The following is a 14,009-nucleotide window of genomic DNA, read 5'->3' as shown; positions in this document are numbered from 1 at the left end:
TCTCGCAGAGGGACCGAAAACTGCTTTGGGGTCGCTCCCACAATCGATGCGCGCTTTGCAAACGTCCCCTGACAGGAGATGCAGAGTCACCGGGATTGCCAGGCCTCGTTCTCGGCGAGGAAGCACACATCATCGCGCGTGCTCTTGCTGGTCCTCGTGGTGACTTAGGTAGCCGCAAAGCGATCGACGCGTACGCCAACTTGATTCTGCTTTGCCCCGAGGACCATAAACGCGTGGACGAACAGCCCGATGTTTATACAGTGGAGAAACTCCGCTCGATGAAGCTGGAGCACGAGAGGTGGTCCGAGTCACGGATCGATGACGACCCCGTTCCGCAGCCAATCAAGATCGAAAGAGATGCCGACGAGGACTCGATACCTTTTGACTCGATTCGTTCCGGGGCGCAGGCGTTCGGCTTAGTTCGGAACGTCCAGGCCTACAACTTGATTCCGCTTGCGGAAGACCATACGGACGACCGGATCGACGCTGCGGACGCCTTCCTTGAAAGTGCGCAGAGTTGGGGTGAGATATCTCAGGACCTCGACGGTCTTTCCCAGTACCGGCAGGCCCAGAGGTCACTCGACTCTCTACTGAAAGATCTTTGGGAAAAGGAGCTGTTTGCTTGGGGGCGGAGACTCACGCGAACGATCTCGGGCGGCGTGTTGCCGCCGGGAACCTGGATCGTCGCGGAACTTCTAGTCATGGCCGCGGAAGACGTTCTCGCGGAGGGTGACCACTCGACTATCGACGACTCGGATTGAGCCCTTGATTGGGTTCACACGGCCTGACCGTTGGGGTCGCTCAGCTTTGTGATGTGGAAGCCGCCATTCCGACCCCCACGCCAGACGCTGTACCGTCGCAGCTTGGTCTCGATGATGACCGGCAGGTTGCCCTTGCCTGGTAGCCGTTCGACCGTCACTATGTCGCTCTCGGGAATGGCAGGGAACATGCGCAGCAGTTCATCGAGGTAGTCCCTGTAGTCGTCCTTGGCTGCAGCGAGCTGCGCTTCTGACTGCTTCGTGAGCAGGCTCTCCACCATCTCGCTCATGGAGCCCTGCAGACCTACGATCTCCTCCCTCAACTGGCGTTGCTCGCCTGCGTTGATGACGAAGATCAAGGCTGCCAAAACGAGTGCCCATAGTGTCGCCCATAGACCAAGAAAGCCGGAAAAGGCCAATCCCTCATATGCAGCCACGAGGTCGGCTATCACGAAAGAAACAAACCCTGCGTAAACGATCACCAGCCACGGTCGCGTGGCGTACTCGATGAAGTCTCTGGGTACTGGAGGCCTTTGGTTGCGCCAACGCTTGAACATGTCCCAACTCTGACACGTGGTCAGCGTCCTCGGACGCGTTGGCGGTCAACGCGTGACTCAGCATGAGTGGCGCTACTCCGTAGTTTCATCTTGCGCCGTCGATCTCGTGACGGTGTGGGCCTGACCCACCGCAACAGCATCAACTCTCGCCTGCGGCGGGCGGGCAGTGCTGCCGGAGGTGCTGGGGGTACTGGTTCTCACCGGGGTCGGGACCGTGTCTGCGGATCCACGCGCGGTGCGCGATCTCGCAGGCTGACTTGAGCGTGAGCCGGTATCCGACGACCCGGCGCGGCTCGACGTAGGTGGATGCTCGGTACCCGGTCTCATTGCAATTGCGGATGATCTCCACGACGGCGTAGGGGCCGGTCTGAGCGGTCAGGATCCAGTGGCCGGGTTCGTGCTCCACGGCGGCAAGGACGGGGTGCCAGTCAGCCACAGAGCGTCATCGTTCCTCACTCCGGCCGAGACCCCCACGGTACGCGAGCAAGGGGACATCCGAGCACCACCGTGGGTGCCGAAGAGCACCTGCGGCCCTAGGGCACCACGACCACAGCATCGTCGCCGGGGAAGACGATGGCCTGCTCCAGCGTCAGAGGGTTCTTGCTGAATCCACACGCGAACGTTCCACCATCGAATCGGCCCTGTACATCCCAGGCGATGGCGGTCTCGGTTTCGCTGACGATGATGGGGTTGTCGAATCGACCTTCCCAGGCCTGACTGATCTCCTCGATGCAGGTCTCGTGCGCGCCTGGAGTGCCGCCAGGGCTGCCCATGGCCTGCCAGATGAAGAACGGGACTAGAACGAGGCCCAGGAGCACCAGGCACCCGATGCCCGCTCCGAACCCTCGACGGGGAGCGGGGGCAGGAGGCGGGCCGGTGAGCGGCGCACGCTGGTCAGTCCATGCTGTGCCGTCCCACCATCGCAGCGACCCGCTCTCGGGATACCAACCGGGCGGGATGGGTGGCGTCTGAGTCACGTTGTGAGATTAGGTGACGGAAGAGCGGATCTCCACAGCCCCACGGCTACCAACATCTACAATTGCTACTGAGCCGTCGGGGCGGTTGATCCAGATCTCCTCGACCGTCGGATCGTCGAAGTAGGGCTGCAGCGGGCCGTAGCCGGTGAGGCCCGCGAGCACCTGGCCGAAGGCGGCGGCCTCATCGGGGATGCGCGGCAGGATGCCGGAGAGCGAGCGCTCGGCGTAGCGGCGCAGCTCTTCGCGGATGAGGCGCTCCGCTCCCTCCGGGTCGCGCCGCAGATCGAGCCGCTCGGCTCGCACCCGCTCGCGGACCCGGTCGGTGATGGCGGAGACGGCGGTCGACATGCGCGACATCATGCGCAATCGGCGGGCGGGCATCCCGCGCTCTCTCCACAGCGGGTCGGCACCGCCGCGCGGGGCCGCCCCTAGGCTGTGCGCACCGCGCCGGCGCCGCCGACGCCGCTCGTGCGAGGAGGCCGGATGCCCGAGGTGCTCATCGCCGGGCTGGCCGGGCTCGGCGCCGCGAGCTGGCTCGTCGTCGGGGCGGCGATGGGATGGTTCCTGCGCCTGCCCGCCACGCTCGTGGCCGGCGTCATGGCCTTCGGCGCCGGCGCCCTCGTCTCGACCCTCGCCTTCGAGCTCGTCGGCGAGGCCCGCCGCACGGGAGGGGTGCTACCCACCCTCGGCGGGTTCGTGCTCGGCGCCGTCGTCTTCGTCGCCGCCGACCTGCTGCTCGCCCGACGGGGCGCCCGCGCGCGCAAGCCCTCGATCGCCCTGCAGAGCGAGCCCGGCGTGCACGCGCTGCCGGCGGCGACCGCGAGCAGCGCCGTCGGGCTCGCCGTCGCCCTGGGGGCGCTGCTCGACGGCGTTCCGGAGAGCCTCGTGCTCGGGCTCTCGCTCGCCGACGGCGGGGCGGTGAGCCTGCCCATCCTCGTCGCGGTGGCCGTCTCCAACCTGCCGGAAGGGCTCGGCAGCGCCGCGGGCATGAAGCACGAGGGGCGCAGCGCGCGCTACGTCTTCGGGGTCTGGGGCGGCATCGCGCTCGCCTCGGGCATCGCCGCGGCGATGGGCTTCGCACTCCTCGCCGAGGCTCCGCTGGAGGCCATCGCGGTCGTGACCACCATCGCGGCGGGAGCCATCTTGGCGATGGTCGCCAACACGCTCATCCCCGAGGCCTTCGCCTCCGACCGCTCGTTCACCGGCCTGTGGGCCGCCCTCGGATTCGCCCTCTCGTTCGCGCTGACGCAGCTGGGCTGAACGACCCGGCGCCCTTCTGCGTCGACCTCCAGGCCGTATGTGGGATATGTGACACTCTGAAATGGATTCGCACGAAACCCGTGCGTTCCACCCCCGAATGTGGTTCCCTCATGACCACGGCTCACCGAGGGCCGCCGCGACGCGACGATGCGCGCACGAACCCGACCGCCCCGCCTCGCTCCCGAAACGGCCGCCGTGAACCCGACACTCCTGCGCCTGCAGCTCGATGATCAGCCCCCGCTGAACCTCGACTGGCTCGTCACGCCGCTCATCATCCTCATCGGCATCGGCACGATCGTCGTCGTCGCCTGGCTGTGGCGGCTCGGCCACAGCCTGCACGATGTGACCGAGCACCACGCCGAGGAGCCCGTGCGCCTGCGCCTGCGCCGCCCGCACGCTCGTCGCCGCTCCCGGCGCCCGCGCTCGCGCAGCATCACCTGAGCGGCGCCCGCGGCCCGGTCACAGCGCGGGCCTGCGAGGCTGGCCGGGTGACCCCATCCCTCGCCCGCCCGCGCGCGGTGCATCCCGCCGCTGTCGTCTCGGCCTCGCTCGCCCCCGTGTTCTTCATCGGCGGCACGATCGTCGCCGAGCTCGCCTGGCCGGGATTCGATCCGGTGAACCAGACCATCAGCGAGCTGGCGGCCGGGGATGCCCCGACCCGCGTCTTCATGACGGCGATGTTCGTGCTCACCGGCCTCTGCCACCTCGTCACCGCCGCGCTCGTGCCCGCCATCGGGCTGCTCGGCCGCCTCTCGCTGGGCCTCGCCGGCGTCGCACTGTGGGCCGTCGCGGCCTTCCCCCTGCCGACGGTGGAGACCACCTCGGCCGCGCACTACTACTCGGCCATGATCGGGTTCATCGCCCTCGCGGCCTGGCCGTTCCTCGGGATGCGGCGCGGACCCGACGCCCCCTGGCTGCTGCGCCCGCTCGGCGCCACCCTCGGCACGCTGCTGCTCGGCGGGCTGTGCATCGGCTTCGCCCAGCTCGAGGCGATGGACGGGCCGTTCATCGGCCTCTCGGAGCGCGTGGCCGCGAACACCGAGTCGGTCTGGCCGCTGCTCATCGTGCTCGCGCTCGTGCTGCGCGGGCGGCGCGCGCGCCGCAGCTGAGAATTCCGCACCCCGTGCCCTGCGCCGTGCCAGACTGACGGCGAGCGCCGCTCCGCGGCGAAGAGGGGGGCCTCATGAGCCTGTTCACCGCCACCGCCGCGGCCGCCGTCACCGAGAGCGACTCCGGCTGGATCGTCGGCATCGTCGTTCTCGTCGTCGTCGGCCTCATCATCGCCGCCGTCGCCCTTCTCGGCTCGCGCCGGAAGGCCGCGACCCACCGCGAGAGCCTCGCCGCCGACCGCGCCGACCGCGCCGACCGCGAGCGCGACCGGCTGGCCGCCGCCCAGCAGAGCGACAGCCTGCGCAACGGCAGCCGGCCGCCGCAGAACCTCGTCGGCATGTGACGCGAGCCGGGCATCCCGCACCGGGCGCCCGCGCCGCGTCGACCGCACCCGTTCCCCCGCGCTGAGAACCCGCACCGCGCGCAGGAGTATCCGCCGCCGGGCGGCCACCACAGCGCCCGGCGGCGGACGTGCGTCCGCTGAAATCCCTACGCGTGCGGGATCAGCGTGTACTTGGTGACGAGGTACTCGTCGATGCCCTCGAGGCCGCCCTCGCGGCCGATCCCCGACTGCTTGACCCCGCCGAAGGGCGCTGCGGCGTTCGAGACGACGCCCGCGTTGAGGCCCATCATGCCCGTGTCGAGGCGGTCGATCATGCGCATGCCGCGGCGCAGATCCTCGGTGAAGACGTAGCTCACGAGGCCGTACTCGGTGGCGTTGGCGAGCTCGACCGCCTCGTCCTCCGTGTCGAAGGGAACGATGGCGAGCACGGGGCCGAAGATCTCCTCCGTCAGCAGGCGGCTGTCGCGCGGCACGTCGGTGAGCACGGTGGGCGGGTAGAACGAGCCCGCGCCCTCCGGCACCGCGCCGCCCGTCGCCAGCGAGGCGCCGCGGTCCACGGCATCCTGCACCAGCTCGTGCGAGCCGTCGACGGCCGCGTCGTTGACGAGCGGGCCGATCGTGACGCCCTCCTCGGTGCCACGGCCCATGCGCATCGCCTGCACCCGCTCGGTGACGCGGCGGCTGAACTCCTCGACCACGCCGCGCTGCACGAGGAACCGGTTGGCCGCCGTGCAGGCCTGCCCGATGTTGCGGAACTTCGCCAGCATCGCGCCGTCGACCGCCTTGTCGAGGTCGGCGTCGTCGAAGACGACGAAGGGCGCGTTGCCGCCGAGCTCCATCGAGGTGCGCAGGATGCCGTCGGCGGCCTGCTTGAGCAGCTGGCGTCCGACCCCGGTCGAGCCGGTGAACGAGAGCTTGCGCAGGCGCGGGTCGGCGATGATCTCGGCCGAGAGCGTGGAGCTGCTCGAGGTCGTGACGACGTTGACGACCCCCTTCGGCAGCCCGGCCTCCTCGAGCAGCTTCACGAAGTAGAGGGTCGTGAGCGGCGTGAGGGCGGCGGGCTTGACGACCGAGGTGCAGCCGGCGGCGATCGCGGGGGCGATCTTGCGGGTCGCCATCGCGAGCGGGAAGTTCCACGGCGTGATGAGGAACGCGGGGCCGACCGGCTTGCGCGAGACGACCATCGTGCCCGTGCCCTCGGGGTTCTGGCCGTAGCGGCCCGAGATGCGCACGGCCTCCTCGCTGAACCAGCGCAGGAACTCGCCGCCGTAGCCGACCTCGCCGCGCGCCTCGGCGAGCGGCTTGCCCATCTCCAGCGTCATGAGCAGGGCGAACTCGTCGGCGCGCTCCTGCGTGAGGTCGAACGCGCGGCGGAGGATCTCACCGCGCACGCGGGGGGCCGTGGCCGCCCACTCCGCCTGAACCTCGGCAGCGGCATCCATCGCGCGCTTGCCGTCGGCGACGGAGGCGTCGGCGATCTCGACGAGCGCGGCGCCCGTCGAGGGGTCGCTGACGACGAGGGTCTTGCCGCCCTCGGCGCCGATCCACTCCCCGCCGATGTACAGGCCGGTGGGGACCTTCGCGAGCAGGTCGGATTCGCTGATCATGGGATGCCTTCTGAGTCGATGCGGATCGGTCGGATCGGGAGAGCGGTGCGGCGGTGCGGTGCGGTGCGGCGATGAGGCGGTGCGACGGGGAGGTGCGGCCTCGCGCTAGTTCGCGGCCAGCGCCTCGGCGAGCACGCCGAGACCCTCGCGCAGCAGCTCGTCGCTGATCGACAGCGGCGGAAGCAGCCGGAACACGTTGCCGTCGGTGCCGCAGGTGAGCACGATGACGCCGTTCATGTGGCAGTGCTTCGCGACGGCCGCGGTGAGGGCGGCGTCGGGCGCGCCCTCGGCGGTGACGAGCTCGATCGCCATCATCGCGCCGCGGCCGCGGATGTCGCCGATGCGCGCATCCTGCGCCTGCAGGGCGGTGAGCACCTCGGTCATGATCGCTCCGAGCTCGGCGGCGCGGGCCAGCGAGTCGTTGGCCTCGTAGCTGTCGAGGGTGGCGAGTGCGGCGGCCGTCGCGATGGGGTTGCCGCCGTAGGTGCCGCCGAGGCCGCCGGTGTGCGGGGCATCCATGATCTCGGCACGGCCCACCACGGCGGCGAGCGGCAGGCCGCCCGCGATGCCCTTGGCGAGGGTCATCATGTCGGGCACGACGCCCTCGTGCTCGCTCGCGAACATCTGGCCGGTGCGGGCGAAGCCGGTCTGCACCTCGTCGGCGATGAAGACGACGCCGTTCTCGTTGGCCCACTTCTGCAGCGCCGGCAGGAAGCCGGGGGCGGGCACGACGAAGCCGCCCTCGCCCTGGATGGGCTCGATGATGATCGCGGCGAGGCGGTCGGCGCCGATCTGCTTCTCCATCGTGTGGATGGCCCGCTTCGCGGCCTCCGCGCCCGAGAGCCCGTCGCGGAACGGGTACGACATCGGCGCGCGGTAGACGTCGGGAGCGAAGGGGCCGAAGCCCGCCTTGTACGGCATGGCCTTGGCGGTGAGCGCCATCGTGAGGTTCGTGCGCCCGTGGTAGCCGTGGTCGAAGGCGACGACGGCGCTCTTGCCCGTGTAGTAGCGGGCGATCTTGATGGCGTTCTCCACGGCCTCGGCGCCCGAGTTGAACAGGGCCGACTTCTTGGCGTGGTCGCCGGGGGTGAGCGCGTTGAGCCTCTCAGCGAGGGTGACGTAGTTGTCGTAGGGCGTGACCATGAAGCAGGTGTGGGTGAAGCTCTGCACCTGCGCCATGACGGCGGCGGCCACGTGCGGGTCGGCGTTGCCGACGGTCGTGACGGCGATGCCCGAGCCGAGGTCGATGAGGCTGTTGCCGTCGACGTCGACGAGCACGCCGCCGCCCGCGGCCGCGGTGTAGACGGGCATCATCGTGCCGACCGAGCTCGAGACCGCCGCGTGCTTGCGCTGCATGAGCTCGACGCTCTTCGGGCCGGGGATGGCGGTGACGAGGCGGCGCTCCTGCGGCAGGCCGGGGCCGCCCTGCTGGGGCGCGGTCGCGGCGGGCGCGGCGGCGTCGGCGGGCGCGGGGGTGGGCGCGGTGAGGGTCATGGCGGGCATCCTCTCGATGCGGCGGTGGCGGTGCAGTCAGCGTAGGGCGAGTGCGGGGCGCGCACGGTGGACACGATGTACATTCAGAGCACATTGTTTGTACTTCGCGTACACGCGCGAGGAGAGGATGCCGTCATGCCCGTGACGCTCGCGCAGATGCTCGCCGTGCCCGCTCTCGGACTGCGGGCCGTCGCCGCCGACGCCGAGGCGCTCGCCCGGCCGTGGCAGTGGGTGCACTCGAGCGATCTGAGCGATCCGACGCCGTTCCTCTCCCCCGGCGACGCGCTGCTGACCACCGGCACGCAGTGGCCCGACGATGCGGCGATCGCGCCGTGGGTCGAGCGGCTCGCCGCCGCGGGCGTTCCCGCGGTCGGCTTCGGCACCGAGGTGGTGCGCGCGGGCACGCCCGCCGAGCTCGAGCGCGCCTGCACCGCTCACGGCATCGCCCTGTTCGAGGTGCCGTACCGCACGCCGTTCATCGCCGTGGCCCGCGCGGTCGCCGACGCCGAGGAGCGCGAGCGCTACGCCCGTGTGCGCTGGAGCCTCGAGACCCAGCGCGCCATCGCGGTCGCCGCTCTCAAGGCCGACGGGCTCGCCGCCACGCTCGACGAGCTCGCGCGCCGCATCGACGCCCCCGTGGCGCTGCTCGGCCCCGACGGCGAGGTCGCGCTCACGGGGCGCTCCCCCGCCCCCGCGCTCACCCCGGCGGTGCTCGCCGCCGCCCGCCGCCTGCTCGCCGAGGGGCGCCGCGCTGCGACGACCGTCGACGGCACCGCCCTGCAGACGGTGGGGCGATCGGATGCCCTCCGCGGCATCCTCGCGGTCGGCGACGCCGCGGCGCACGACGACGCCGTGCGCGCGGTCGTGACGAGCGTGGTGGCCATGGCGGGCCTCGCCCTCGAGCGGGATCGCACTCTCGCCCGCGCGATCGACCACCTGCGCACGGGGCTGCTCGCCGCGCTGCTGCGCGGCGAGCGCGAGCTCGTCGCCTCCACCTCGCGCGCGCTCTGGGGGCCGCTGCCCGAGGAGCCGCTCGCCGTCGCCGTGCTCGATGTGCTCGCCGCCCAGCGCGCCGGGGTGCTCGAGCTGCTCGAGACGCGGGTCGAACGCAGCCGCGGCGGCCTCTTCCACGCGCGCGACGGCGGGCGCATCGTCATCGCCGTGCCGGAGGCGCGCGCCGACCTCGTCGCCGAGATCGTGGAGCGCACCCGTGTCACCGGCGGCCTCGTGCGCGGCACCGACTACGCGAGCCTCGCCGGCGCGGTCGACGACGCCGGCCGCGCCGCGGATCGGGCGAGCGCGGCGCACCCGCTCGTCGACTTCGCAAGCGTGCGCGACGACGGGGTGCTCGCCTCGCTCTCGGGCGATGACACCCGGCGCATCGCGGCCGCCGTGCTCGCACCGCTCGACGAGCACGACGCGCGCACGGGCGATCAGCTGGTGCGCACGCTGGCCGAATGGCTCGGCGCCGACGCGGTCGCCGAGGCGGCCGCCGCGCGCCTCGGGGTGCATCGGCACACGCTCCGGGCCCGGGTGGCGCGCGCGGAGGGGCTGCTCGGGCGCGACCTCAAGGCGTTCCCCGCGCGGGCGGAGCTGTGGGCGGCGCTCGTGGCGGCGGGGCGGGCGTGAGCGAAGCATCCCGATGCCGCCTGCCCGCTGGCTAGACTGGCGCCGCTCGCGGGAGTGGTGGAATCGGTAGACACGCAGGATTTAGGTTCCTGTGCTTCGGCGTGAGGGTTCGAGTCCCTCCTTCCGCACGGTGAACACCGGGTACTGGTCGGCCCCCGGGTCGGGCCCGTGGCCGCGCACCCAGGCGCGATGCGCGAGCTCGCACGCCGAGCGCAGCGTGCGGCGGTAGCCGAGCAGGCGCCGCGGCTCGTCGTAGGTGGTCGCGCGGTACCCGACCTCGTCGCCGATGCGGATCAGCCGCACGACCGCGTAGACGCCCGTCTGCGAGGTCATGAGCCAGAGGCCCGGCTCGTGCTCGACGGCGGCGAGGAGGGGATGCCAGACGGGGCCGTGCCGCCGGTCGTCCATCGCGCGCTCCTCGACTCAGGGATGCGCAGTCCGGCCACCGCGAACAGCAGAGTACGCGCGGTCGCCGACATCCGTCGAGCGGACGGAGCGAACCGAGCGGACGGGGCGGGCGCACCCGAGGCGCGACCGGGATGCCGCGCACTCCCGGCCGATGCTGGCCGTTCCGTTATCCGCGCGTTCACCCCGCGGCAGTACGCTGAAGCCACCTCATCCGCGCCCAGCCACCGGAGCCCCGCATGCTCGCGACCGATCTCGGTCTCTTCGATGTCGAAGGGATCATCACGGGTGCCGGGCCGTGGGCGCTCGTCGTCGTCTGCGCCATCGTCTTCGTCGAGACGGGCCTGCTGGTCGGCTTCCTGCTGCCGGGCGACACCCTGCTCATCATCACCGGCGTTCTCACCTACACCGGGGTCGTCGAGCAGCCGATCTGGCTCGTCTGCCTCGCGATCACGCTCGCGACGATGGGCGGCGACAACCTCGGCTACTGGATCGGCCGCACGGTCGGCCCGTCGATCTTCGAGCGCAAGTCGGCCGGGTTCTTCTCGAAGAAGTCCGTCGCCCGCACCGAGGCCTTCTTCCTCAAGTACGGCGGCTTCGCCATCACGATCGCCCGCTTCATCGCGGTGGTGCGCACGATCGCCCCCGTCGCCGCCGGCGTCGGGCGCATGAACTACCGCACCTTCCTCTTCTTCGACACGATCGGCGCCGTTCTCTGGGGCACCGGGCTGACGCTGCTCGGCTGGGGCGTCGCGCACATCCCCGGGGTCGCCGACCTCGTGACGGCGCACTTCGAGACCGTGCTGCTCATCATCATCGGGTTCGTGCTGCTCGGCATCGCCTTCCACGTGCTCAAGGAGCGCCGCGAGCAGAAGCAGGAAGAGGCGCTCGAGAAGGCCGGCATCCCCGTTCCCGAGCCGACCATCTGGGTCGAGGGCGAGCAGCACGACGGCCGGCACGAGGCCGCGCACACGGGCGCGCACGACCCGCGCAAGGTCGTCGGCAAGCCCGACGGCCGTCACGAGAAGCCCGACGGACTGCTCTGAGGGCATCCCCGCGGGTCGTTAGCATTCAGGGATGACGACTGACGATCCGATCGAGGCCGTATCCATCGGCGGCGACATGATCCGCCTCGGGCAGTTCCTGAAGTTCTCCGGCCTGCTCGACTCCGGCGGCGACGCCAAGGAGGTCATCATCGACGGCTACGTCACCGTGAACGGCGAGGTCGATCGTCGCCGGGGCCGCCAACTGCACGACGGCGATGTTGTGAGCTTTGAGGGCCGCACGGTGCGCGTGCGGCCCTGACCCCTCGCGGGACGAGGCGATCGCGTGATCGCCGGCAGTCGGGATGCCCCCGCGGGGCCTACGCCGCCAGCACGGGCCGCATCGCCTCGGCCGTGAGCCGCACCGACGCCAGCCGCGCGTCGAGGTCGAGCGAGGCGTGCGCGGTGATGAGCTCGTCGGCCTGGGCGTGCCGCGCGAACTCGTGCAGGTACTGGCGCACTTCCCCCGGAGCGCCGACCGCGGTGTGCCGCATCATGTCGGCGATCTGCGCTCCCTGCGGCGTGGTGAGGAACGCGTCGATCTGCTCGTCGCTGTAGGTCACCGGCTCGGGCCCGCGCGCGATCATCAGCCGCACGCGATGCCGCACGGCGGCGCGGTGCTGCGCCCGGGCATCCTCGTCGGTCTCCGCCGCGATGACGTTGACGGCGGCGATCATGTGGGGCTCGGCGAGCTGGGCTGAGGGCGTGAAGCCGGCGCGGTAGCGGGCGGAGGCCTCCAGCAGCAGGTCGGGCGCGAAGTGCGAGGCGAAGGCGAACGGCAGACCGAAGGCGGCGGCGAGCTGCGCCCCGAAGAGGGACGAGCCGAGGATGTAGAGGGGCACGTTCGTTCCGGCGCCGGGAACGGCACGGACCCCGGGGATGAGCGAGTCGTCGGCGAGGTAGCCCTGCAGCTCGCGCACGTCCTGCGGGAACGCCTCGCTCGAGGCGGCATCGCGCCGCAGCGCCCGCATCGTGGTGCGGTCGCTGCCGGGCGCGCGCCCCAGCCCGAGGTCGATGCGCTCGGGGTGCAGCTCGGCGAGGGTGCCGTACTGCTCGGCGATCGTGAGCGGCGCGTGATTGGGCAGCATGACGCCGCCCGCCCCGAGGCGGATCGTCGAGGTGTGCGCGGCGATGTGCGCGATGAGCACGGCGGGCGCCGAGGAGGCGATCGTGGCCATGCTGTGGTGCTCGGCGTACCAGACGCGGCGGTAGCCGGCCTCCTCCCCCGTCTGCGCGAGGCGCACGCTCGCCGCGAAGCTCTCGCCCACCGACTGCCCGGGGGCGATGGGGGCCAGATCGAGAAGGGAGAGGGGGATGCTGCGCTCGTCACTCACCCTCGGGCCAACCCCGCGCGGCCGACGGGCATTCCCCCGTCATCGCAGCGCGCGGTACCCCGCCACCATGCGCTGGGTCGCGCTGATGCCGACGACCACGACCCAGACGAGCGCGATCTGCCAGGCCCAGAACGGCAGGATCAGCCACAGGGCGTGCACGATGATCGTCTCGGTGCCCTCGGCGAGGCCGCCGAGGAACGACAGCGAGCGGCCGTCATCGATGCGGCGGCCCGTGCGCTCGGCGATCGACGAGAACGCCAGGAACGCCGTGCCGTTGACGTAGTAGACGAGGAGCACGAGCAGGAACGGCCACCACGGGGCTCCGAAGCCGGCGGTCGCGCCGACGGCGACGCCCACGACGGTCGCGCCGTAGACGACGAAGTCGGCCGTGATGTCGAGGAACCCGCCGGCCTGGCTCTCGCTCGACAGGCGCCCGTCCGCGCGGCGCCGGCGGGCGAGGGCCCCGTCGACCCCGTCGACGACGCGCGAGACGAGCCACAGCACGAGCGCGAGCGCCCACAGCTGCAGACCCGCGGCGAGCGCCGAGGCGAGCCCCAGGCCGAGCCCCGCGAGCGTGAGCCCGTCGGGGGTGATGCCGGGGCGGTCGACGGCGCGGGTGATCGCATCGACGGGGCGGGCGAGCAGCGCCCGGGCGCGGCGGTCGAGCATCAGGCCTCCTGCGGCGGGGTGGCGGGCGACGCGGCGGGCGCGGGGGCGGGATGCCCGCTCGCGGTCGCGGCGGCGGCACGGGCATCCCGACCGCGGCGCCGCCGCACGAGCGCGACGGCCCCGCCCGCGAGGGTGAGCACGACGAGGCCCCCGATGGCCGCCCAGGCCTGCCAGCCCGCGTCGAGACCGAAGGCGCCGACGGCGATGTAGGCGACGGTGCCCGGCACGATGCCGATGGCCGTGCCGAGCGCGTAGTCGCGCCGGCGCACGGCCGAGAGCCCCGCCAGGTAGTTGATCGCGGTGAAGGGGAGCACCGGCACCAGCCGCACCCCGATCATCGCCACAAGGCCTCGACGGCGCACGAGCTCGTCGAAGCGCTCGACGCGGGCGCCCGTGTAGCGCTCGACCGCCTCGCGACCGAGGCGGCGCGAGAGCACGAACGCCGCGGCGGCACCGAGAAGTGCGCCGAGGTAGACCCAGAGCATCGCCTGCCAGAACCCGAAGGCGAGGCCGGCCGCGACGGTCAGCACGTTCTTCGGCGCGGGGGTGAGCGTGATGGCGGCGTACGCCAGGGCGAGCACGATGCCGCCGAGGGGTCCGAGGCCGCCGACCGCGGCGCGCACCTCGTCGACCGAGGGCAGCGGCACGAGGATCCAGACGAGTACGGCGACCGCTCCGAACACCGCCAGAGCGATCGCGCGAGCGATCGTCGCCGTGCTGCCCGCAGCCCGCTCGGGGGCCGCGGCGTGGTCGTGCTGCGAATCGCTCATCGTGGGTCATTCTAGGAGTCGGCCCGACTCACCGCCGGAGCCGACGCAGCATT

The 14,009-nt window shown here is 71.6% G+C and carries 17 protein-coding genes, 1 tRNA gene and 1 pseudogene; 9 read left to right on the top strand and 10 right to left on the bottom strand.

From position 1 onward, the window contains the following. Nucleotides 1–233: 233 nt before the first annotated feature. Entirely contained in the window at nucleotides 234–761 is a 528-nt protein-coding gene (locus tag OVN18_RS09475) for a hypothetical protein (protein ID WP_267780499.1), read from the top strand. A 14-nt stretch (nucleotides 762–775) separates the two neighbouring features. Here the strand turns inward: OVN18_RS09475 and OVN18_RS09470 are convergent, their stop codons facing one another. From OVN18_RS09470 to OVN18_RS09455, 5 genes and pseudogenes are all read right to left on the bottom strand, one after another. Then, a complete protein-coding gene (locus OVN18_RS09470) occupies nucleotides 776–1,315 on the bottom strand; it encodes a hypothetical protein (RefSeq protein ID WP_267780498.1) in 540 nt (179 codons plus the stop codon). Between the two features lie 139 nt (nucleotides 1,316–1,454). Next, nucleotides 1,455–1,751 (bottom strand): hypothetical protein, encoded by a 297-nt coding sequence (locus OVN18_RS09465; RefSeq protein ID WP_267780496.1) that lies wholly within the window; start codon nucleotides 1,749–1,751, stop codon nucleotides 1,455–1,457. A gap of 97 nt (nucleotides 1,752–1,848) precedes the next feature. Continuing rightward, nucleotides 1,849–2,133, bottom strand: a complete 285-nt coding sequence (locus OVN18_RS09460) for a hypothetical protein (RefSeq protein ID WP_267780495.1) — start codon at nucleotides 2,131–2,133, stop codon at nucleotides 1,849–1,851. Nucleotides 2,134–2,217: 84 nt separating this feature from the next. Next, a pseudogene (locus OVN18_RS13170) lies at nucleotides 2,218–2,292 on the bottom strand (hypothetical protein); the annotation flags it as partial. Nucleotides 2,293–2,301: 9 nt separating this feature from the next. Then, complete coding sequence (locus OVN18_RS09455) at nucleotides 2,302–2,640, bottom strand: hypothetical protein (RefSeq protein ID WP_267780494.1); 339 nt, start codon at nucleotides 2,638–2,640, stop codon at nucleotides 2,302–2,304. A gap of 135 nt (nucleotides 2,641–2,775) precedes the next feature. Between OVN18_RS09455 and OVN18_RS09450 the strand changes: the two genes are divergently transcribed. The 4 genes from OVN18_RS09450 to OVN18_RS09435 all read left to right on the top strand — a co-directional run bounded on the left by OVN18_RS09450 (nucleotide 2,776) and on the right by OVN18_RS09435 (nucleotide 5,005). Beyond that, nucleotides 2,776–3,552, top strand: a complete 777-nt coding sequence (locus OVN18_RS09450; RefSeq protein WP_267780492.1) for a ZIP family metal transporter — start codon at nucleotides 2,776–2,778, stop codon at nucleotides 3,550–3,552. Between the two features lie 195 nt (nucleotides 3,553–3,747). Continuing rightward, the gene (locus OVN18_RS09445; RefSeq protein WP_267780491.1) at nucleotides 3,748–3,993 is read left to right on the top strand and encodes a hypothetical protein; all 246 of its coding nucleotides are present in this window, start codon (nucleotides 3,748–3,750) and stop codon (nucleotides 3,991–3,993) included. A 47-nt stretch (nucleotides 3,994–4,040) separates the two neighbouring features. Continuing rightward, a complete protein-coding gene (locus tag OVN18_RS09440) occupies nucleotides 4,041–4,661 on the top strand; it encodes a DUF998 domain-containing protein (protein ID WP_267780489.1) in 621 nt (206 codons plus the stop codon). Between the two features lie 74 nt (nucleotides 4,662–4,735). Beyond that, nucleotides 4,736–5,005, top strand: a complete 270-nt coding sequence (locus OVN18_RS09435) for a hypothetical protein (RefSeq protein ID WP_267780487.1) — start codon at nucleotides 4,736–4,738, stop codon at nucleotides 5,003–5,005. A gap of 146 nt (nucleotides 5,006–5,151) precedes the next feature. Here the strand turns inward: OVN18_RS09435 and OVN18_RS09430 are convergent, their stop codons facing one another. Both OVN18_RS09430 and gabT read right to left on the bottom strand, forming a co-directional pair. Then, a complete protein-coding gene (locus OVN18_RS09430) occupies nucleotides 5,152–6,612 on the bottom strand; it encodes an NAD-dependent succinate-semialdehyde dehydrogenase (protein WP_267780486.1) in 1,461 nt (486 codons plus the stop codon). Between the two features lie 105 nt (nucleotides 6,613–6,717). Further along, entirely contained in the window at nucleotides 6,718–8,106 is a 1,389-nt protein-coding gene (gene gabT, locus OVN18_RS09425; protein WP_267780484.1) for a 4-aminobutyrate--2-oxoglutarate transaminase, read from the bottom strand. 135 nt (nucleotides 8,107–8,241) lie between these two features. On the opposite strand from gabT, the gene OVN18_RS09420 reads away from it, so the two are divergent. From OVN18_RS09420 to OVN18_RS09405, 4 genes are all read left to right on the top strand, one after another. Beyond that, nucleotides 8,242–9,735, top strand: coding sequence for a PucR family transcriptional regulator (locus tag OVN18_RS09420; RefSeq protein WP_267780483.1), 1,494 nt, complete (start codon nucleotides 8,242–8,244; stop codon nucleotides 9,733–9,735). Between the two features lie 48 nt (nucleotides 9,736–9,783). Then, nucleotides 9,784–9,863, top strand: a tRNA-Leu gene (locus OVN18_RS09415). A 516-nt stretch (nucleotides 9,864–10,379) separates the two neighbouring features. Beyond that, nucleotides 10,380–11,186 carry a DedA family protein gene (locus OVN18_RS09410; RefSeq protein WP_267780481.1) on the top strand — a complete coding sequence of 269 codons (807 nt, stop codon included), beginning with the start codon at nucleotides 10,380–10,382 and terminating at the stop codon, nucleotides 11,184–11,186. A 31-nt stretch (nucleotides 11,187–11,217) separates the two neighbouring features. Continuing rightward, nucleotides 11,218–11,445, top strand: a complete 228-nt coding sequence (locus tag OVN18_RS09405) for an RNA-binding S4 domain-containing protein (RefSeq protein ID WP_267780479.1) — start codon at nucleotides 11,218–11,220, stop codon at nucleotides 11,443–11,445. A gap of 58 nt (nucleotides 11,446–11,503) precedes the next feature. Here OVN18_RS09405 and OVN18_RS09400 read toward each other — a convergent pair whose 3' ends face one another. The 3 genes from OVN18_RS09400 to OVN18_RS09390 are packed head-to-tail and all read right to left on the bottom strand — an operon-like array spanning nucleotide 11,504 to nucleotide 13,956. Further along, a complete protein-coding gene (locus tag OVN18_RS09400; protein ID WP_267780478.1) occupies nucleotides 11,504–12,517 on the bottom strand; it encodes an LLM class flavin-dependent oxidoreductase in 1,014 nt (337 codons plus the stop codon). Between the two features lie 39 nt (nucleotides 12,518–12,556). Then, complete coding sequence (locus OVN18_RS09395) at nucleotides 12,557–13,186, bottom strand: CDP-alcohol phosphatidyltransferase family protein (RefSeq protein WP_267780476.1); 630 nt, start codon at nucleotides 13,184–13,186, stop codon at nucleotides 12,557–12,559. Continuing rightward, complete coding sequence (locus OVN18_RS09390) at nucleotides 13,186–13,956, bottom strand: TVP38/TMEM64 family protein (RefSeq protein ID WP_267780474.1); 771 nt, start codon at nucleotides 13,954–13,956, stop codon at nucleotides 13,186–13,188. Before OVN18_RS09390 ends, OVN18_RS09395 begins: the two co-directional genes overlap by 1 nt. Between the last annotated feature and the right edge of the window lie 53 nt (nucleotides 13,957–14,009).

It is taken from the genome of Microcella daejeonensis (genome assembly GCF_026625045.1).
In the GTDB taxonomy this organism is placed as follows: domain Bacteria; phylum Actinomycetota; class Actinomycetes; order Actinomycetales; family Microbacteriaceae; genus Microcella; species Microcella daejeonensis.
The sequence above is the reverse complement of the archived record's forward strand: the minus strand, read 5'-3'. Positions and strand labels throughout refer to the sequence as shown.